At 59.8% G+C, this 18,812-nt stretch carries 18 protein-coding genes; 9 read left to right on the top strand and 9 right to left on the bottom strand.

Translation table 11 applies throughout. The features are described 5' to 3' along the window. Positions 1-109 precede the first annotated feature (109 nt). Both guaA and SIC14_RS16835 read right to left on the bottom strand, forming a co-directional pair. The gene (gene guaA, locus SIC14_RS16840) at positions 110-1,669 is read right to left on the bottom strand and encodes a glutamine-hydrolyzing GMP synthase (protein WP_412563064.1); all 1,560 of its coding nucleotides are present in this window, start codon (positions 1,667-1,669) and stop codon (positions 110-112) included. Between the two features lie 50 nt (positions 1,670-1,719). Next, positions 1,720-2,454, bottom strand: a complete 735-nt coding sequence (locus SIC14_RS16835) for a DUF2270 domain-containing protein (RefSeq protein WP_412563063.1) — start codon at positions 2,452-2,454, stop codon at positions 1,720-1,722. Positions 2,455-2,709: 255 nt separating this feature from the next. Between SIC14_RS16835 and SIC14_RS16830 the strand changes: the two genes are divergently transcribed. Continuing rightward, on the top strand, positions 2,710-4,269 hold the full coding sequence (locus tag SIC14_RS16830; RefSeq protein WP_412563062.1) for a trimethylamine methyltransferase family protein: 1,560 nt from the start codon (positions 2,710-2,712) through the stop codon (positions 4,267-4,269). A gap of 20 nt (positions 4,270-4,289) precedes the next feature. Here the strand turns inward: SIC14_RS16830 and SIC14_RS16825 are convergent, their stop codons facing one another. Beyond that, a complete protein-coding gene (locus tag SIC14_RS16825) occupies positions 4,290-4,625 on the bottom strand; it encodes a DUF6477 family protein (protein WP_412563061.1) in 336 nt (111 codons plus the stop codon). A 282-nt stretch (positions 4,626-4,907) separates the two neighbouring features. On the opposite strand from SIC14_RS16825, the gene SIC14_RS16820 reads away from it, so the two are divergent. Then, a complete protein-coding gene (locus SIC14_RS16820; RefSeq protein ID WP_412563060.1) occupies positions 4,908-5,981 on the top strand; it encodes a DUF6456 domain-containing protein in 1,074 nt (357 codons plus the stop codon). Here SIC14_RS16820 and SIC14_RS16815 read toward each other — a convergent pair. Next, on the bottom strand, positions 5,978-6,667 hold the full coding sequence (locus tag SIC14_RS16815) for a VIT1/CCC1 transporter family protein (protein WP_412563059.1): 690 nt from the start codon (positions 6,665-6,667) through the stop codon (positions 5,978-5,980). The two genes, SIC14_RS16820 and SIC14_RS16815, sit on opposite strands and share 4 nt — an antisense overlap. Before the next feature lie 180 nt (positions 6,668-6,847). After that, positions 6,848-7,399 carry a peroxiredoxin gene (locus SIC14_RS16810; protein ID WP_412563058.1) on the bottom strand — a complete coding sequence of 184 codons (552 nt, stop codon included), beginning with the start codon at positions 7,397-7,399 and terminating at the stop codon, positions 6,848-6,850. A 272-nt stretch (positions 7,400-7,671) separates the two neighbouring features. Between SIC14_RS16810 and lipA the strand changes: the two genes are divergently transcribed. Both lipA and SIC14_RS16800 read left to right on the top strand, forming a co-directional pair. After that, positions 7,672-8,625: a lipoyl synthase gene (lipA, locus tag SIC14_RS16805; protein WP_412563057.1), complete on the top strand. Its 954-nt coding sequence runs from the start codon at positions 7,672-7,674 to the stop codon at positions 8,623-8,625. Positions 8,626-8,640: 15 nt separating this feature from the next. Beyond that, positions 8,641-9,792 (top strand): amidohydrolase, encoded by a 1,152-nt coding sequence (locus SIC14_RS16800; RefSeq protein ID WP_412565889.1) that lies wholly within the window; start codon positions 8,641-8,643, stop codon positions 9,790-9,792. Between the two features lie 11 nt (positions 9,793-9,803). On the opposite strand, the gene SIC14_RS16795 is transcribed toward SIC14_RS16800, so the two are convergent. Together SIC14_RS16795 and SIC14_RS16790 are read right to left on the bottom strand one after the other, a co-directional pair. Beyond that, complete coding sequence (locus SIC14_RS16795) at positions 9,804-10,718, bottom strand: c-type cytochrome (RefSeq protein WP_412563056.1); 915 nt, start codon at positions 10,716-10,718, stop codon at positions 9,804-9,806. Positions 10,719-10,727: 9 nt separating this feature from the next. Then, a complete protein-coding gene (locus SIC14_RS16790; protein WP_412563055.1) occupies positions 10,728-11,201 on the bottom strand; it encodes a c-type cytochrome in 474 nt (157 codons plus the stop codon). 290 nt (positions 11,202-11,491) lie between these two features. Between SIC14_RS16790 and SIC14_RS16785 the strand changes: the two genes are divergently transcribed. Beyond that, complete coding sequence (locus SIC14_RS16785; protein ID WP_412563054.1) at positions 11,492-12,346, top strand: LysR family transcriptional regulator; 855 nt, start codon at positions 11,492-11,494, stop codon at positions 12,344-12,346. 73 nt (positions 12,347-12,419) lie between these two features. Here the strand turns inward: SIC14_RS16785 and hpt are convergent, their stop codons facing one another. Next, positions 12,420-12,971: a hypoxanthine phosphoribosyltransferase gene (hpt, locus tag SIC14_RS16780; protein WP_412563053.1), complete on the bottom strand. Its 552-nt coding sequence runs from the start codon at positions 12,969-12,971 to the stop codon at positions 12,420-12,422. A gap of 110 nt (positions 12,972-13,081) precedes the next feature. Here hpt and SIC14_RS16775 point away from each other — a divergent pair, with 110 nt between their 5' ends. The 4 genes from SIC14_RS16775 (at position 13,082) to SIC14_RS16760 (ending at position 17,325) form a co-directional block, all read left to right on the top strand. Next, on the top strand, positions 13,082-13,531 hold the full coding sequence (locus tag SIC14_RS16775) for a type II toxin-antitoxin system RatA family toxin (protein WP_412563052.1): 450 nt from the start codon (positions 13,082-13,084) through the stop codon (positions 13,529-13,531). A gap of 104 nt (positions 13,532-13,635) precedes the next feature. Continuing rightward, complete coding sequence (locus SIC14_RS16770; protein WP_412563051.1) at positions 13,636-15,162, top strand: calcium-binding protein; 1,527 nt, start codon at positions 13,636-13,638, stop codon at positions 15,160-15,162. A 108-nt stretch (positions 15,163-15,270) separates the two neighbouring features. Then, positions 15,271-16,566 (top strand): MmgE/PrpD family protein, encoded by a 1,296-nt coding sequence (locus tag SIC14_RS16765; RefSeq protein ID WP_412563050.1) that lies wholly within the window; start codon positions 15,271-15,273, stop codon positions 16,564-16,566. 132 nt (positions 16,567-16,698) lie between these two features. Further along, complete coding sequence (locus SIC14_RS16760; protein WP_412563049.1) at positions 16,699-17,325, top strand: hypothetical protein; 627 nt, start codon at positions 16,699-16,701, stop codon at positions 17,323-17,325. A 293-nt stretch (positions 17,326-17,618) separates the two neighbouring features. Here the strand turns inward: SIC14_RS16760 and SIC14_RS16755 are convergent, their stop codons facing one another. Next, entirely contained in the window at positions 17,619-18,797 is a 1,179-nt protein-coding gene (locus SIC14_RS16755; RefSeq protein WP_412563048.1) for an ammonium transporter, read from the bottom strand. Positions 18,798-18,812: the final 15 nt, after the last annotated feature.

Raw genomic sequence — 18,812 nt, 5'->3', positions numbered from 1 at the left:
GGAAATGCGCGGCGCCACAAGCCCAAAGACGCTCGTCCAATGTCCAGACAAAAGAAAACGGCGGCCCCGTGGGGAGCCGCCGCTGAAACCCGCCTCAATGAGCGAGAAATTATTCCAATTCGATGGTGCCCGGCGGCTTAGAGGTGACGTCGTAGAACACGCGGTTCACGCCCTTCACCTCATTGATGATACGGGTCATGGTTTCGCCAAGGAATTCGTGGCTGAACGGATAGTAATCCGCCGTCATCCCATCCACCGAGGTCACCGCCCGCAGACCCACGGCATAGTCGTAGGTGCGGCCATCGCCCATCACACCAACGGTGCGCATCGGCAGGATGGCTGCAAAGGCTTGCCAGATCTCATCGTAGAGCCCGTGTTTGCGGATCTGATCGATGTAAACCGCATCAGCCTCTTGCAGGATCGCCAGCTTTTCGCGGGTGATCTCACCTGGGCAACGGATTGCCAGACCCGGTCCGGGGAAGGGGTGGCGGCCAATGAAACTCGCCGGCAGACCCAGTTCACGGCCCAATGCGCGGACCTCATCCTTGAACAGCTCGCGCAGCGGCTCCACCAGTTTCAGGCCCATCTTTTCTGGCAGGCCACCCACGTTGTGGTGCGATTTGATGGTGACCGAAGGCCCGCCCGAGAAGGAAACCGATTCAATCACGTCCGGGTACAGGGTGCCCTGCGCCAGGAATTCAGCCCCTTCGATGGTGTCGGCGTATTTCTGGAACACATCGATAAACAGCTTGCCGATGGTTTTGCGTTTGACCTCAGGGTCGCTAACACCTTCCAGCTCGCCAAGGAACAGATCGCTCTCATCGGCGGCAATCAGGTTGATGTTGTAGTTGTCGCGGAACATGGCCACCACTTCGGCGGCCTCATTCTTGCGCAGCAGACCGTGGTCAACAAACACACAGGTCAGCTGATCACCAATCGCCTCATGCAGCAGGATCGCGGTGACCGAGCTGTCAACGCCGCCCGACAGGCCGCAGATGACCTGTTTGTCACCCACCTGTTCACGGATCTTGGCAATCATCTCTTCGCGGTAGGCGCCCATCGTCCAGTCGCCTGCGAAACCCGCCAGTTTTACGAAGTTCTCGTACAGTTTCGCGCCTTTCGGGGTGTGGTGCACCTCGGGGTGGAACTGAACCGCGTAGAAATGGCGGCTGGTGTCGGCGGTGATGGCGTAAGGTGCGTTGGGGGAGGTGCCGTAGACCTCAAACCCCGGAGCAATTTCGCTGACGTGATCGCCGTGGCTCATCCAGACCTGTTCGTCGCCGTCCGCAAACCAGCCGTCCAGGATGTCCAGCTTGCCCGCAGGGGTGACAAAGGCGCGGCCAAATTCGGCGGTACCGTGGCCACTTTCGACCTTGCCGCCCAGCTGGTGCATCATCACCTGCTGGCCATAGCAGATGCCAAGGATTGGCACGCCAAGGTCAAAGATCCCTTCAGGCGCACGTGGGCTGCCCTCGCGGGTGACGCTGTCGGGCCCGCCCGAGAAGATCACAGCCTTCGGCGCCATGTCGCGCACAAAGTCAATGGTGACATTCTGGTAGGGGTGGATTTCGCAATAGACGTTCAACTCGCGCAGGCGCCGTGCAATCAGCTGCGTGACCTGGCTGCCGAAGTCGATGATGAGAAGGCGGTCATGAGATGTCTGGGTCATGGTCGCCTAGTAGGCAAGCAAATCCAAAGTGGCAAGAGGGGATCTGCGTTTCACCCCATGGAATCCGACTTGGGCGAGCCGCGCCGCTCGCCGCGGTTGATGTCATCTTGATAAGACCAGAAAGAAATCGCCACCCAGGACAGCACATAAAGCACCCCCATCAGCATCACCAGCTCGCCCGGAATGGGGCCGATGTCGGTGCGTTTGGTGGCCTGTTCCCACCGGGTGATCGGGAAGGGATGCACCATCACCTTGCCAGCGTAGGCGAGGCTCTGGATCAGCAGGATCCACAGATAATTGTGCCGGATCCGGCGCCCGACCGCAGTGATGAAGGGGATGTGATAGGCGGGTGTGATGTAGTCTTTGGCCAGGGTTTTCTGCCAGTTCTCTTCCAGATGCAAGTCACCTTCATCCAGCATCGGTGCGTAGAAATGGGTTTCCAGCCAGCGGGCGCGGGCGCGCCAGACGTTGAAATAGCGGTAGCGACGGGCCGCCAGCGCCAGAAACAGGATGATCAACACTCCAACCAAAACCAGCGGCAGCGGCGAGGCTTCGGGCGAGGAAAAGGTGATCGAAAGCGCCACACCAAGGGTCACAACGGCCCAGTTTGTGGTGGTGTCCAGACGGGTGCGCCAGATTGTCGAACGGTAAACCTCGGCCCGGTAGAGATGCGCCACGGCGGTGATTTCGCAGGGCGTCAGGGATTTGCGCTCTGCGCCGTCAGGGGAGGTTGGCGACAGAACCGCCGGATCGGCCTCGGGAGATTTCGGAATTTCCTGTGCCATCAAACACCTCCGCCTTCTCTGTGTTGCCCAGCATTGCATGGGGTGGGGCCACTGTCCAATATTGCTGTCCAATTTCTCTGTCCAACTTTGCGGGCCAGTTTGGTGCGGCCTCCTGAAAGCCGCCACAGCCTGCCTGCCGCGACACCAAATGTCGCAATTGCCCCTCAAAGGCCGCAAAACCCACGCGGTGACCCTTGGCGCTGGGGTAAATATCAGACAAACAGCGCGTCCATTGCCGCGACAGGAGGATTGAACATGTCTGAAACCGGAGCAGCCGAAGCAAAACGGGGCCGTCGTGGCCGTGGTGGCGGTGGGGCCGCGCGCCGGGCCGAACGGTCGGCCGTGTCTTTTGAGACCGCCAAATACATCGAGCGTAATATTCCCAATTTTGAGATCCTGACCGAAGAAGCTCTGGAGATCATCGAGACCAACGCCGAGATCATTCTGGAAGAGGTTGGCGTCAACTTCGTCAACAACCCCGCCGCACTGGACCGCTGGCGCGAGGCGGGCGCAGATGTGCAGGGCGAACGGGTCCGCATCCCCAAAGGTTTGGCGCGACAGCTCTGTGCAACCGCGCCGTCGGAGTTTACCCAGCACGCGCGCAATCCCGAACGCAACGTGGTGATTGGTGGCAAAAATCTGGTGCTGGCTCCGGTCTACGGCCCGCCCTTTGTGCATGACATGAAAGGTGGCCGTCGCTACGCCACGATGGAGGATTTCCGCAACTTCGTGAAGCTGGGCTATATGTCCAAATGGCTGCACCATTCCGGCGGCACCGTTTGCGAGCCGACCGATGTGGCGGTCAACAAACGTCACCTCGACATGCTGCACGCTCATATGACCCTGTCGGACAAGCCTTTCATGGGGTCGGTCACTGAACCCAGCCGGGCGCAGGACAGTGTGGACATGTGTAACATCCTGTTCGGCAAGGATTTCGTGCAGGAAAACACCGTGATGACCTCACTCATCAACATCAACTCGCCGATGACCTTCGACGATGTGATGATGGGCGCGCTAGAGGTTTATGCGCAGAACAATCAGGCCTGTATCATTTCACCCTTCATCGTGGGCGGCGCGATGGCGCCGGTTTCCGTGGCGGGCACGCTGACGCAGGTTCTGGCCGAAGCCTTGGCCGGCATCGCCTATAGCCAGCTGATCCGCAAAGGGGCCCCGGTGATCATGGGGGCTTTTGTGACTTCGATCGACATGAACTCGGGCGCGCCGACCTTTGGCACACCCGAGGCCAGCCAGATCACCTATGGCGCCGGCCAGCTGGCCCGACGTCTGGGCCTGCCGTATCGTTCGGCCGGCTCGTTCAACGGCTCCAAACTGCCGGACGCGCAGGCCGCATATGAAACCGCCAACAGCCTGAACATGGGCCTGCTGTCGGGTGTGAACTTCATGCTGCACGCCTGTGGCTGGATGGAGGGTGGTCTGGCCGCTTCGTACGAGAAGTTTGTCATGGACGCCGACCAGCTGGGCACCCTGCACAAGATGGCCGAAGGGGTCTCGATCGATGCCAACGCGCAGGCGATGGATGCGATCCGCGAAGTGGGCCCAGGCGGGCACTACCTTGGCTGCGCCCATACCCAGGCCAACTTCAAAACCGCTTTCTGGCGTTCGGATCTGTTGGATTACAAACCGTTTGAAACCTGGGCCGAAGAAGGCAGCCGCGACACAATGGCGTTGGCGGGCGCCCGGGTGGAGAAGCTGCTGGCGGATTACCAGCAACCGGTGATGGACCCGTCTGTCAACGAAGCGCTGGCGGCCTTTGTCACCGAACGCAAAGCCTCGATGCCGGACGAAATCGGCTAAATCGGTTTGGCCAGTTCAGTCTAAGCGAGCGTGTGCTGCAAGGCATGCGCCCGTTTTGTCTGCGCCAGAGCACCAGCCGCGGCTGGGCGCTGCGTCAGCCGCAGGTGACGGGCCTCCGCCATGATCGCGATCAGGGTCTGGACATGTTCGGCCACCCGGTAATCTGCACCGGCACAGCGGCGGGCATCATCTTGCCGGGCCTCCAGCCGCAACAGTTGCGCCAGACAGGCAGAGGGATGTTGTGGCGCATCGATCAGCAGACGGCGCAAATGCACCTCACGTCGATAGTCTGCCAGCCCATGACGCGCTGCCCTCAGCAACAGGCCGGGCCGTTTCAGATTTTGCAATGTCTCCAATATATCAGCCGCTTATCTCTCCTTCTTGGGCATTTTGATTGCAGATTGACCTGCTTGAACCGACCCTTCGCTATCACAGCTCAGAAGGGTGTTGCGTTGCCGCAATGCACCGTACGGAGGATTGCATCGCTGTTTACGATTTGGAGACAAAGATGAACGGGCAAGGTGATCGTTAACCCATGCTTAACGAAGTCCCTCCTAGGTTGTGGATGCTTTCGGGGGTGGTCGTGGAGCCAGGGAGGACGCCCTGACGTGTAAAGAACAGTGACACAGGATGAATCGGTGACAGCAGCGCAGGCCACAGCAACCCAGACAGCGTCGCCGCCCGCGCCAATGCCCGGCTGGGTGCCACAGGATGCACAGCTCTATCTGGCCCATATCGAACACGGGGTCTCGATGCGGCATCTGGCGCAGCAGATGGGCTGCCATGCCTCCATGGTGATGCGGCGGATCCGCAAACTGGAGAGGCGGCGCGATGATCAGCTTGTGGATCTGGCTCTGCGACGGCTGGGGCGACATGCGCTGTCCGCGGACGGGACCTTGTGCCAGACACAGAAGGAGCGCCCAACCATGACCCAGTCCGCCTTTGTTCGCTCGGAGCCTGCCGACAACAGTTTGGAAACACGAGCGCTGCCTGTGCTGCGGGATCTTGAGGCCGAAGGCGCGGTTCTGGCCGTGGCGGTGGATATGGAAAAGGCCGTTGTTGTGGTCGAAACCGGGGGGGGCGCAAAACGTCAGGCGGTGGTGGACCGCGCGCTTGCCGAAGCCCTGGCCCTGCAGGGCTGGATTGGCTGTGACCGGCCCGGACGCATCTCGCGCTATCAGATCAGCGACAGTGGCCGCGCTGTTCTGCGGCCCACAGGCGACGGCAGCGTCACAGGCTTTGCAGAAGCCGCTGCCGGCTTCAGCTACGCCGAAAGCGCGCAGAAACGCCCGCCCGTGGGCGAAACCCCCTTGGCGCTGCTGGCCAGACGGCGGGACAAATCGGGGCATCTGTTCCTGCATCCGGATCTGGTGCGCGCAGGCGAGAGGCTGCGAGAAGATTTTGAATTGGCGCGGATCGCCGGGCAGGCCGGGCCAGACAGTGTTGTACATTTTGACCTGCAATCCTTGTTGCAAGCGCCGGTGCTGGGCTCCAGTGCAGCGCAACAGCGGATGGCGGCGGCCCTGCAGGATCTTGGCCCCGGTCTGGCCGATGTCTGCCTGCGCTGCTGTTGTTATCTGGAAGGGCTGGAGACCGCGGAAAAACGCATGGGCTGGTCAGCACGCTCGGGCAAGATTGTCTTGCGGATCGCATTGCAACGGTTGAAACGCCATTACGAAGAGGCCGGCACAACCACGGCCATGATCTACTAGCCGCCAACCATCCAGCCAACGCCAAAGGCCACAAAAGCACAGAGCCCACCAACCCCAAGCGTTTCCCCCACAGCGCGCCGAAAAGGCTCGGCCGTGGCTTTCACCCGCAACATCCCCAACAGCAAAAGGGCCAAGGCGGTGTTGCTGATCGCCAGCGGCCATTGCAACGGTGCAGGCAGCGCCAGAAGGTAGGGCAGGATCGGTAGCAGACCAAAAATGACAAAGGCCAGAAAGGTGACCGCCCCGTTCAGGGCCGGGTGCTCCTGATCCGGCATCGATGCGCCCCGCGCCTCTAGCAGATGGCGCGCCACCAGTGGCGGATGGTGGCTGAACGCCGTTGCGGCTGTCCGTGCGGCCTCAGGATCCAATCCCTGTTGCTCAAATCTCCGCGCCAAGCTGCGGGTTGCCGCAGCCGGGTTATCGTGCACGCCATCTTCCGCTTCGCGCAGATCGCGCCAGTAGAGTTGATGCTGCGAGCGGGCCGATAGAAACTCTCCCATCCCCATCGACAATGCGTCTGCCATCAGGTTTGCCAGACCAAACAACACCACCGCCGCAGCGCCGATCTCGGCCATGCCATCGACCTGCGCACCGGCAAAACCGGCCACAATGGCAAAAGTGGTGACAATGCCGTCATTGCCGCCATAAATGATCTGTTTCAGGGATGTGTGTAGCGACAGCTGCATGGGGCCCTCCAGCCTCAACTTTGCCACCCCGCAGCACACCTTGCCATGATCCAGCGCAAGGGCGCCGCAGGGGCGCAACTGGACCTTCTTCTTGGTGCAAATATCCAAATCCAACCGCCCCACAAACGAAAACCCGCGGCTGGGCCACGGGGTTTCCAAAATTCTCAATGAAGGGGCGACTTACTCCGCCGCAACCTCGGCACCTGCGGTTTCCAGGTACTTCAGCAGGTTCTCGGGCGAGCTTTCGCCGTAGGGGTCTTCGCCGTGGTTGTCGCTGAGGCCGGGCTCTTCGAACCAGGCTTCCACAACACCGTTGTTGATGATGGCAGCATAGCGCCAGGAGCGCATGCCGAAGCCGAGGTTGTCCTTGGCCACCAGCATGCCGGTCTTGCGGGTGAATTCGCCCGAACCATCGGGGATCACTTTGACGTTTTTGATGCCCTGGGCTTCGGCCCATTTGTTCATTACAAAGCTGTCGTTCACCGACATGCAGTAGATTTCTTCGATGCCCAGCTCGTTGAACTTGGCGAAGTTGTCTTCAAAACCGGGCAGCTGGTAGGTCGAGCAAGTCGGGGTGAAAGCGCCGGGCAGCGAGAACAGGATCACACGTTTGCCAGCAAAATAGTCGTCCGAAGACATGTTCTGCCAGCGGAAGGGGTTCGGACCTTCGATCGACTCGTCGCGAACACGGGTGCGGAAGGTGACGTTGGGCAGTTTCTGGCCGGTTTGCATGGATTCGTCCTTTGGTAAATCTGGTTCCGGCGCTGTTTATAACGATTCCAAACTGGCTTCCAGAGTGGAATGCCGCTGCGGTGCAGAATTGCCCGATGTGATGGAAATTGACGCAAAGTGAGGCGCTTGGCGTCGCAACCCGTCGTATCTGTTGCGTTGCAGCATGAAACTATGTGCGCGTTGCATATCTCCTATGCAGCGATGGCACTTCCCTCCGGGGACGGTTATAGTAGTTCCAAACAGACCATCAGGTTGAAATCAGGATCAAACTCGTGCGTGACCTCAAAATTCCCGAGCAACGGCATCCCGAAAAGGCACATCGCCCCGACAATGCCCAGCCAAAGAAACCCGACTGGATCCGCGTAAAAGCGCCGGTTTCGGACGGGTATAAGAAGACCCACAAGATCATGCGCGAGCATAAGCTGGTCACGGTGTGTGAAGAGGCCGGATGCCCCAACGCAGGGGAATGCTGGTCGCAGGGCCACGCCACCATGATGATTATGGGTGAGGTCTGCACCCGCGCCTGTTCTTTCTGCAACATCGCCACCGGCAAGCCGCCGGAAGCGCTGGATGTGTTTGAACCGGGCCGCGTTGCGGATGCTGTTGCGAAACTAGGGCTGAACCATGTGGTGGTGACCTCGGTGGACCGGGACGATATCGAAGACGGCGGGGCAGAGCATTTTGCCCAGACCATTCGCGCCATCCGGCACCGCAGCCCCGGCACCACAATCGAGATTCTGACGCCGGATTTCCTGCGCTGTGATCCCAAGGTGCTGGAAGTTGTGGTTGAGGCCCGTCCTGACGTGTTCAACCACAATCTTGAAACCGTGCCGGGCCTCTATCCCGAAGTACGCGCCGGTGCCCGCTACTTCCATTCGCTGCGTTTGTTGCAGCGGGTGAAAGAGATGGATCCGACCATGTTCACCAAATCCGGTATTATGGTGGGCTTGGGCGAGGACAAGCAGTCCGTGTTGCAGGTCATGGACGACATGCGCGCGGCTGACATCGATTTCCTGACCATCGGTCAGTATCTGCAGCCCACACCGAAACACCATGCGGTGGATCGTTTTGTGCATCCCGATGAGTTTAAGGCCTATGAAACCGCCGCTTATGGCAAAGGGTTCCATATGGTCTCGGCGACGCCACTGACCCGCTCGTCCTACCATGCGGGGGACGACTTCGCCCGCCTGCGTCAGGCGCGGATGGAGAAGTTGGGACAGGCCTAACCTTCTATGTCTGAGATGACGCCGCAAGACATGGCCGCGCTGCGCCACCGGCTGCACCGGATCCCAGAGGTTTCGGGGGCAGAGGTGCAGACGGCTGCGTTTATTGCTGCGTTTTTGCAGGAACACGCGCCGGATCAACTGCTTACAGGTTTGGGCGGTCACGGCGTTGCTGCGGTCTATGACAGCGGCACTGCTGGCCCCACCGTGCTGATCCGCTGTGAATTGGACGGGCTGCCGATCGAGGAACTGTCCGACCATCCCTACCGCTCCACCATTATGGGCAACGGCCACCTTTGCGGGCATGACGGCCATATGGTGATGGTTGCGGCACTGGCGCCCTGGCTGGCAACGCGGGTCCTGCAACGTGGGCGGGTGGTGCTGATGTTCCAACCAGCCGAGGAAACCGGCAAAGGCTCTGCGGCGGTGATTGCCGATCCGCGCTATCAGGAAATTGCACCGGATTTTGCCTTTTCCCTGCACAATATGCCCGGCCTGCCTATCGGCGCGGTGGCGCTGTGTAAGGGGGCGGCGAACTGTGCCTCTCGGGGGATGCGGATCCGGTTGACCGGAAAGACGTCCCACGCAGCGGAACCGCAGGATGGGGTGTCACCCGCTGGCGCAATCGCGCAGCTGTTGCCGCAATTGGCCGTCTTGGGGCCGGGCGGTGCGTTGGACGCGGATTTCGCCCTTACAACAGTGACCCATTGCCAGCTTGGTGAGGCGACCTTTGGCATTGCGCCCGGGGCGGGCGAGATCTGGGTCACATTGCGGGCTGTCTCTGACGCGCGGATGCAGCGACTGGTAACAGAGGCCGAGGCGCTGGTCGTGCGGGCGGCTGAGGCCCAAGGGCTTGGCTACAGCGTTGACTATGATGATATTTTTGACGCCTGTGAAAATAGCCCTGCCGCGCGGGATGTGTTGAAATCCGCCCTGTCCAGCACCGGATATCCTGCGCAAATGCAGGTGCAACCGCAAAAATGGTCCGAGGATTTCGGCCAGTTCCGCAAAGGCTCCGCCACTGTGGCAGGGGCACAGGCGGCCATGTTCTGGCTGGGCTCCGGCGAAGATCAGCCGCAGCTGCACAACCCGGATTACGACTTCCCCGATGCGGCGCTGCCGATCGGGAAAGCGGTGTTTCAACAGATCATCATCGACGTGCTGACCTGACCCGCGCGCGCCTAACTGCACAGGCTTACAGTACAGGTTTGCTGTACGGGGGGCACGGTTTTCAGATAGGCGGCAATCGCCTCGCGGTCCGTGCGCGGCAGCTTGGCAAGGTTTTCCACCACATTGGCCATTTCCCCACCGGCGCTGTCAAACTCGGGTGTGAAGCCAGAGGTGAAATATTCCACCAGATCCGGTTCTGACCAGTCCAATTTGGCTGGGGTGATATTGGGAATGCGCCCCTTGCCCGACGGGTTTGGTGCGCCGCCCAGCCAGTTGGCATAATCCAATCCGCCCAAGGCATTACGGGCGGTGTGGCATTCGCCGCAATGGCCCAGAACCTCGACCAGATACTGCCCGCGTTGCAGCTGCGCCGTGGCGGGCTGCATGGCGTCTGCGGCCTTATTGAAAAACAGCAGCTTCCACCCGCCCAAAGACCGGCGGATCGAGAAGGGGAAGCCCACATCATGGGCACGGCTTGGCATATCGGAGGCGGGCAGGGTGGCCATATAGGCCCAGAGGTCTGCCACATCGTCAAGCGCTGTGCCCTTGTAAGAGGTGTAGGGGAAGGCGGGATAGTAATGGGCACCATCGGGGCTGGTGCCATAGATCATCGCATTGGCCAGATCGACAGGTTGCCAGCGGCCGATCCCATGGGTGGGGTCGGGGGAGATGTTGGGCGCGTAGAACGTGCCGAAATCGCTGGCAAAAGCGTGCCCCCCGGCCAAGGTTAACTTGGCCTCACCTTCGGTCCCCGGTGCCGCGTGGCAGGAGGCACAGCCCCCCGCCGCAAACACCAGCGCACCGTTTTCAGGATCCCCGGTCAGCCCGTCCATCGCCAGCGGATCCAGCTTGTCGGGGGCGGTCAATAGCCAGCCGATCCCGCCACCCAGAGCCGCCAGCAGCAGCAGGAATTTTACAAAGCGCATGGGCGTTCCTTAGTTTTTCGGAGCACGGTAAGCTTTGTGGCAGGCCCCGCAGGCGCCGCCTAGGCCCCCCATCGCGCCACGCAGCGCATCAACGCCCTGACCGGCCGCGCCGTCCATGGCTTCAGCGGCGGATTGCATCATCATCGCTTTGCTGAACACATCCTGCATATTGTCCCACATCTCTGCCTTGGCACGGGTGCCGTCGACCGACATCTCGTCACTGCCGGCAGGCCACATGCGCGCGGCGTCCAGTTTGGTCAGCATCAAAATGCCCGAAGCCGCGGCCTGCGCCGAGTCTGCGTTGTAATCAATCTCGCCCTTGGCCATGCCGCCCAGCAGGCCGAGGTTGAAGGCATAGAGCGTCATCTGCGCTTTGCGTGCCTCAATGGCGGCCTGAATGGCTTTGGCGTCCTGCGCAAAGCTCGGCGCGGCAAAAGCGGTGACAAAGGCGGTGGTGAGGGCAATTCGAGTGGCTAGAGACATGGTCTGGCTCTCCTGAAATGTGGGAAGGGAATAGACTTCACCTGCTCAGGATAGGCGCAAAGCGTGTTACCAGTGTTCACAACTCTGTTAGAGCCGTGGATATGCTGGATCAGCCTTTATTTGAAGGGGTGCGCAGCGAGTAACGTCCTAGTTGCGAAAGTTAATAAACATGCGACAAAAATACACTATTTTTGATCCATCCATAGGCAAAAGGTCGTACCGTAGTTTGCGTAGTTTCTGAAACCACGCTATGCGCCGCCAACGTTTGATTTGATCAAAAGGAACGAGCCGTGCCCAGCAATTGGGATGACCTACGAATAGTTCTGACCCTGGTGGAATTTGCCAGCCTGAACCGCGCGGCGCGCACCCTCCGGCGCGAGGCTGCGGAGGTGTTGCAGGCTGTTGAGGCCTATGAGGCCTCGGTCGGGCAGGTGCTGTTTGACCGGGACGGGGATCGTTTTGCGCTGACCACTTCGGGGAGGCGTATTGTCATGGCTGCGCGGGAGGTGATGCACTCGGTCGAGCAATCCGCCCCCGCCACAACAAACCTTGCCGCGCGCGGCGTCGCCCCGATGAGCATCTCGACGATGGATTGCGTGAACCATCTGCTGCTGGTGCAGGTGTTTCAGGGCCTGCCTGCAGATATGCCGCTGCCGGTGGTCACCCTTGGCAATGCCCAGGAGGTGCGGCAGCTGGATCATCTGGCCAATGAGCTGGTGGTCCGACCGGGCAAGGGCATGGCGGATGATCTGGATGCCGACGTGGCAGGGTATTTTGACTTCGCGGTTTATGAACGCAGCGGTGGGCGCAATGCCTGGCTGGGACATTCCGGGGTGTTGCTGCGCTCACCCGCCGCGCAGTGGTACAAAGACCGTGTGGATCCCTCCGACATCTCGCTGAGTTCCGACAGTTTCCTGACCCTCGCCGCCATGGCTGAGGCCGGGCTGGGGCGGGTGCTGCTGCCAAGCTATGTCGGCAACCGCTTCCCAGCGCTCAAACGGTATGAGATGGACCTGAGCGGCGATATGATTCCGCTGAGCGTTGGCAATCACCCCGATCTCAGTGGATCGCGGCGTTTGACGCAGCTGAAACGTTCCATCCTGCACGGGCTGCGGCACGCGCAGGATCTGGCGCCGCTGCCCTGATCTGCGGAGCATCCCTGCAAAGAAAACGCCACCTCAACGGGCGGCGTTTGGCGTTTTTGAAGGGTAGGCGAGGTTAAACCTCATCCTCTTCTACAAAGCGGACTTTGCCGATGAAGGGCAGGTTGCGGTTGCGCTGCGCATAATCGATACCATAGCCCACCACAAATTCGTCGGGGATCTCAAAACCGGTCCAGTTTGCCTTCACATCCGCTTCGCGGCGTGACGGCTTGTCCAACAAAGCAATGGTGCGCAGTTTGTTGGGGTTGCGGCCGTTCAGCAAACGCAGCACGTGCTGGAGGGTGAAGCCGGTGTCGACAATGTCCTCAACCACCAGAACATCGCGGCCTTCAATTTCGCCACGGATGTCTTTCAGGATCCGCACCTCGCGAGAGCTTTCCATCGAGTTGCCGTAAGAAGAGGCTTCCAGAAAGTCGACCTCCACCGGCAGGCCCAATTCACGCACGATGTCGGCGATAAACACGAAGCTGCCCCGCAGCAGGCCCACAACGATCAGCTTGTCGGTGGAGCCAAACTCGAACTCGATTTCACGGGCCAAAGACTCGATCCGGGCCGCAATTTGCTTGGCTGAGATCATTTCATCGATGACATAAGGACGCTTGGACATGAGACCCTCTTGCAATTTCGTCGCTACTCTACGAAATGAGCCTGCAAGATGCCATGCGAAAAGACGCCTCGCGCTGGCCGAGGTGGAAGAAACGTCGAAAGAAGATCTGAATGCCAACCCACGCTGAGACCCGCCCGCTGCCCTACACGGCCCAGCAGATGTATGATCTGGTGGCGGATGTGGCCAACTATCCGAAATTCCTGCCTTGGTGCGCCGCCGCACGGATCCGCAAGGTCACGCCGCAGGGCGATGGCACCGATGTGATGGAGGCGGATCTGGTGATCTCTTTCAAGGTGTTTCGTGAACGCTTCGGCAGCCGCGTGGTGCTGGCGCCGGACATCAAACGCATCGACACGGAATACCTCGACGGTCCGTTCAAATACATGAAAAGTCACTGGCAGTTTGCTGACCGTGAAGACGGCGGTTGCGACGTGTCTTTCTTTGTTGATTTCGAGTTCAAAAACGCGGTGCTGCAGGGCATCATCGGTGTGGTCTTCAACGAAGCCATGCACCGCATTGTGCGCGCCTTTGAACAACGGGCGGCTGCGCTCTACGGCTGATTGTTGCTTTCTATGCAACGACCCTTGTCGCTGTTTCTAATTCTGGGATTGAGCCATCACTTATGGGGGGGTAGCCTGAATGTAATTCATTCAGGGGTTTAGTTATGGAAATGGTTTTGCTGCTGCTGGGCATGTCCGGCCTTGCCGCGCTTTTGGGCGTATTTGATAGCTCTGAAGATGACAGCGCAGCGCCTGATATCGAGCTGGACGGGTTAGAGCCCACAGGTCAACATTTTGCCGTCGTGAATGACACGCTTGTCAATCCGGCCGACCGCACGGCTGACGGTATTACCTTGGACGTGACGGGCGTCGAAGACGGGCAGGACCGAATTGCTTTAGGCTTTTCCAGTCTACATTTCTCTGATCCGCAAGATACGCTGCCGCTGCGTCTGGACCTGTCGTTGACGGAAGATGGAAGTTTGCTCATTTCAGAGGCGCCTCTGGGGTCGGAGCAACCAGAGATATATGAGCATTTTGTGCTTTCAGGCCTTCCGGCTGAATCCCAAAGTCTATTGGAAATCCATCAGGTTCAGGCCGGGGGCGGCACCGCGGATGTGGATTTTGTCGACCTCAGCCTTGAAAATGTTTTGCTCGACATCGGCGATGACAGCGCCGAACGTATCGTTGTGGATGATCCTACGTTGGATCTTGCGCTGATCCTTGGTGAAGGTGGCAATGACACGCTGGAGCAGGTTGGCGATGTGATGCTGGCGGCTTCCCTCGGCGAAGGCGATGACAGTGTTGATCTCAGCGGCGGCACGGGCCCCGAAGGCGCTGAGGTTTCTATGCACTTTGACGACGACTTGGAGGTGACGGAGTGGTGGTTTCAGGAATTGCGCGACGGGGTACGCTCCCCCTATCTGGAGGTTGATGCAATCGACACCGAAGCGGGCAACGACAATATCCTGCTGGGCGAACGTGCCGTGCAGATTGACGCCGGTGCGGGCAATGACACCCTAACCGCAAGCACGGATGCCACAGGTTACCTTCTGGGTGGCGCTGGGGATGATCTGATCGATATGCGCAATGCAGGTGAGGATACCAGGATCGCCGTTGTGGGAGGAGATGGCACAGACACGTTTTACGGCAGCGCCGGGGCGGACTACTTCATCGACGACGGTGATGCTGCTGAGGGCGTAGAACTCTTCGATGGCGGCGCAGGAGATGATGTGATTAACGGCAACCGGGGATCCGCAAGCGTGATCGGCGGGGACGGCAATGATGCCATTTCTGGGTACGATGTCAGTTACTTGGACAATGGGAGAGGGTTCACATACATCAGCCGCTACCTTGATGATGCCGCGGACACGCTCGAAGGTGGTGCGGGCAATGACACGTTGATTGGCAGTACCGGTGATATCTTGGCCGGTGGCACCGGCGCAGATGTGATGCAGGTGATTTGGTCCGACAGCGACACGCTGGTGGAAACCGCCACCGTGATCACCGACTTTGACCCCAGCGAAGATAATCTGCGGATTTCCGTGGACCAAGCCGTATTTAGCGGCGACGTCACCCCGGTGCTCCGCGAAGTGGACGGTAACACCGAAGTCATCATTCAGGGCGAACGGGTGGCCGTTTTGCAAGGCACCACCGGCCTGTCGCAAGCCGACTTGAGGGTGGATTATTACTGAGGTGGATGGCCCGAACGCCACGGTGCATAAGGTCAAGCGGCGGCATGTGTTTTCGCTCGTCTCCTCAGCGGCAAACAGCTAGGCTCTGCGACAAACCGGAGGGCTTTCATGTCGATCACCCAATCCCTTGCCCGTTTTGCAGCGGAGACCCGCCCCGACGCCATGCCAGCGGCCGCGCGGGCAGTGATGCAGTTGTCGCTGATCGACTGGACTGCCTGCGCCATTGCGGGGCGGCAGGAGCCGGTTTCGCGCATCCTGCGTGACATGGTCACCGAAGAAGGCGGCGCAGCCCAGGCCACGGTGGTGGGCGGCGGTAAGGTGCCAGCACGGGCGGCAGCCTTGGCCAATGGCACCATCAGCCATGCGCTGGACTATGACGACACCCATTTTGCCCATATCGGTCACCCCTCGGTGGCGGTTGTCTCTGCCGCTTTGGCAGTGGCGGAACGGTTGGGGGCCTCTGGCGCGGAATTTCAGGCTGCCTGTCTGATCGGGGTGGAGGCCGCAACCCGTGTGGGCGTCTGGCTGGGGCGCGATCACTATCAGGGTGGCTTCCATCAGACCGGCACGGCCGGGGCCTTTGGGGCGGCGCTGGCGGCGGCAAGTCTGTTGGGGCTGGACGCTGCGCAATGCGAAATGGTGCTGGGGCTGGTGGCCACCCGCGCCTCTGGCCTCAAAAGCCAGTTTGGCACGATGGGCAAACCCTATAACGCCGGCCTTGCGGCGGCCAACGGCGTAGAGGCCGCGGATCTGGTGGCGCGTGGCTTTGTGGCCAACCCGCAGGCGCTGGAGGCCGCGCAGGGTTTTGGCCCGACCCATATGGGGGAAAATGACCCGCTGGCCTTGGCCGGGCTGGGACAGGTCTGGATGTTCGAGGATGTCAGCCACAAGTTCCACGTCTGTTGCCACGGGCTGCACGCCGCGCTGGAGGCTCTGGCCGACCTACCGCCACTACGGCCTGAAAACGTTACCGCCATTGAGGTCACCACCCACCCGCGCTGGATGACGGTCTGCAATCAGCCCGCCCCGATGACCGGATTGGGGGCGAAGTTCTCTTACACCACGGTTCTGGCGATGGCGCTGCTGGGCCATGACACGGCGCGGCTCGACAGCTACGCGGATGCGGTCTGCGCCGACCCCGCGCTGCAGGCGCTGCGCCAAAAGGTGCGGGTGCGGGCGGATGAGGGCGTCAGCGAAACCGCGACCAAACTGCGGGTGCAGACCCGCTCAGGCATTTTGGAAGGGTCGCATGATCTGATCGCCCCGCAGGACCTGCAGAAACGCAAAGCCAAAGTGCTGCGTAAAGCCGAGAGCCTTTTGGGGGTGGAGAGGGCAAAGGTGGTTGAAGAACTGGTTGGCTCGTATGCCGATGCCGCGGAATTGGCAGCCGTATTGAAGGGGTGAGGTCGCGGGCTTGCAAAGTTCAGAGTGTTGGCTAATTTTTTGCACAAAAAAGCAAATGGCATATCCGAGACAAGTTCGAGTGAGCCTGAGTAGGGAGTTAGTGAATTGCGTGCGTTCTGATCGAAAATCATTATGGCGTTGTGCCTCGCCTGCCTGCCACATTTGGGTCACTCTGAAGAGGTAAATCGCATTGAGGATATTCTACGCCTGAAAACTTATGGTGCGAATGGGGACGTTCTGGTTTCTGAGAACCGTGCACATGTAGAGGGATGTGTAATTCGCCTCGAATTGGAAAAACCGGGTGCTTGCGAGGCGGGAGCAAGCTTCTTCTCCATGACGAAATACATCGATGTTCAGGCTCTCGTTGCGGATCTGGGGTCTGCTGAATTCAAAGACTTTTCGGGTACTCGGTATGAGAGCTTGAAGGGAGCGGTGAGCTATCGATACCGCTCGCAGTATTTTCGTGAGTTGCTCGTTGCGAGCGACACAGAGCGAAAAATCAGTAACGAGGAATATGCGAATTTTCCGACGGATGTGGCTTCAAGACACAAGGTCTTAAGCAGGCGTTACAGGGAAGAAATCGATCCCAAATCCTACTCGCGATCAGCTGAAACCACGCGGTTCTGTTCTGGCGTTGAATTCACAAAACCTTTTGTCGGCCTTAAATTTAGTTTTTACGTTGAGCCTAGTGAAGCAAATGAGTTTGCAGCGCTAATTGAAGAGCTTTCACAAACCTGTAGTGCAATACCTAACAGTTGAAGGGGTTCTAACACGGCTCAGAGTGACTGTAGCAAAACTCAGTGTCCTGATAGGCTTGCAAATTTTTAATGTTAGGTTTGAGTGCGGCTTCGACAACGAAGTTCGTTGTTTCGAATGGTGTGTTCGCCTGCGAACTCCACGCCTCCGCACATTTTGCCTGTTCCAAGCTCACCATCATTCTCAAAAAAGCGGGCCTCGAAAGGCCCGCTCAGGTGCTTCGCCCCGGGGAGGTGCTGCGAGAGAAACCGGGCAGCACCGTAGGCGAGTGGAAGCTAGATCCGTTCGTGGATGCGTTAGGACGAGTGGTCGTAGGCGCGTTCGCCGTGGGCCATCAGGTCCAGCCCGTTGACCTCGGTCTCGGCGTCTACCCTCAGCGGGGTGATCAGCGCGACAAGCTTGGCAATTACCACCGACATCACCAGTGTGAAGACACCCACGATCACCAGGCTGCCCAGCTGTGCGGCCCAGGAGCCAGCGCCAAAGGCGGCGATCATGATGGTGCCGAAGATGCCGCCGACGCCGTGCACCGCAAAGACATCCAGCGTGTCGTCGATCTTGACCTTGTTGCGGATCAGGTTGACCGCTTCCTGGCACAGGATCCCAGCAACCGCGCCGATGATCAGCGCTTCGACCGGGCCGACAAAGCCGGAAGCCGGGGTGATCGAAGCGAGGCCCGCAATGGTGCCGGTGACCAGGCCCACCAGCGAGGCCTTGCCGTATTTGACCCATTCCCAGGCGGCCCAGGTCAGCGAAGCAGTGGCGGCCGAGATATGCGTCACGGTCAGCGCCATGGCCGCACCGCCATCTGCGGCCAGCTGCGAGCCGCCGTTGAAGCCGAACCAGCCGACCCACAGCATCGAGGCACCGATCATCACGTAACCGGGGTTGTGCGGCGGGGTGGTCTGGTTTTTGCGTGCACCCAGCATGACGGCCAGCACCAGCGCCGCGATCCCTGCGGTTTCGTGCACCACGATGCCGCCAGCAAAATCTTTTACACCGGTTTCGCCAAAAATTCCGCCATCCGCCAGGAAGCCGCCGCCCCAGATCCAATGGGTGACAGGCGCATAGACAAACAGCATCCAAAGCGCTGAGAAGATCAGCACAAAGGCAAAGCCGATCCGCTCTACATATGCACCGACGATCAGCGCCGGGGTGATGATGGCAAAGGTCATCTGGAAGGCGAAGAACAGCACTTCGGGCAGGTTGCCGGACAGGGTGTCGGCGGTGATGCCGCCGAGGAACATCTTGCCCAGCCCGCCCCAATAGGCGCCACCGTCGCCAAAGGCGATCGAGTAGCCTGCGACAAACCACAAAACGCTCATCAAACAAGCGATGGCGTAGCAATGCATAAAGACGCTCAGCACATTTCGTGCCCGCACCAAACCGCCGTAAAACAGCGCCAGTCCGGGCAGTGTCATGAACAGCACCAGAGCTGTTGCGACGATGATCCAGGCGGTATCCGCTCCGTTCATGTTTCCGTTCCTTCC

The sequence above is a fragment of the Thalassobius sp. MITS945101 genome (assembly GCF_047123305.1).
Classification (GTDB): Bacteria; Pseudomonadota; Alphaproteobacteria; order Rhodobacterales; family Rhodobacteraceae; genus Thalassobius.
Note: the sequence above shows the minus strand (reverse complement) of the source record. Positions and strands in the feature narration are given on the sequence as shown.

What these genes read in the sequence shown, in the direction of transcription:
- SIC14_RS16800 (WP_412565889.1), top strand. Translation starts at nt 8,641, where the DNA reads ATGACGCCGCAAGACATGGCCGCGCTGCGCCACCGGCTGCACCGGATC.
- SIC14_RS16765 (WP_412563050.1), top strand. Translation starts at nt 15,271, where the DNA reads ATGTCGATCACCCAATCCCTTGCCCGTTTTGCAGCGGAGACCCGCCCC.
- SIC14_RS16790 (WP_412563055.1), bottom strand. Translation starts at nt 11,201, where the DNA reads ATGTCTCTAGCCACTCGAATTGCCCTCACCACCGCCTTTGTCACCGCT.
- SIC14_RS16770 (WP_412563051.1), top strand. Translation starts at nt 13,636, where the DNA reads ATGGAAATGGTTTTGCTGCTGCTGGGCATGTCCGGCCTTGCCGCGCTT.
- SIC14_RS16775 (WP_412563052.1), top strand. Translation starts at nt 13,082, where the DNA reads ATGCCAACCCACGCTGAGACCCGCCCGCTGCCCTACACGGCCCAGCAG.
- hpt (WP_412563053.1), bottom strand. Translation starts at nt 12,971, where the DNA reads ATGTCCAAGCGTCCTTATGTCATCGATGAAATGATCTCAGCCAAGCAA.
- SIC14_RS16755 (WP_412563048.1), bottom strand. Translation starts at nt 18,797, where the DNA reads ATGAACGGAGCGGATACCGCCTGGATCATCGTCGCAACAGCTCTGGTG.
- SIC14_RS16810 (WP_412563058.1), bottom strand. Translation starts at nt 7,399, where the DNA reads ATGCAAACCGGCCAGAAACTGCCCAACGTCACCTTCCGCACCCGTGTT.
- SIC14_RS16835 (WP_412563063.1), bottom strand. Translation starts at nt 2,454, where the DNA reads ATGGCACAGGAAATTCCGAAATCTCCCGAGGCCGATCCGGCGGTTCTG.
- SIC14_RS16795 (WP_412563056.1), bottom strand. Translation starts at nt 10,718, where the DNA reads ATGCGCTTTGTAAAATTCCTGCTGCTGCTGGCGGCTCTGGGTGGCGGG.
- SIC14_RS16830 (WP_412563062.1), top strand. Translation starts at nt 2,710, where the DNA reads ATGTCTGAAACCGGAGCAGCCGAAGCAAAACGGGGCCGTCGTGGCCGT.
- SIC14_RS16760 (WP_412563049.1), top strand. Translation starts at nt 16,699, where the DNA reads ATGGCGTTGTGCCTCGCCTGCCTGCCACATTTGGGTCACTCTGAAGAG.
- guaA (WP_412563064.1), bottom strand. Translation starts at nt 1,669, where the DNA reads ATGACCCAGACATCTCATGACCGCCTTCTCATCATCGACTTCGGCAGC.
- SIC14_RS16815 (WP_412563059.1), bottom strand. Translation starts at nt 6,667, where the DNA reads ATGCAGCTGTCGCTACACACATCCCTGAAACAGATCATTTATGGCGGC.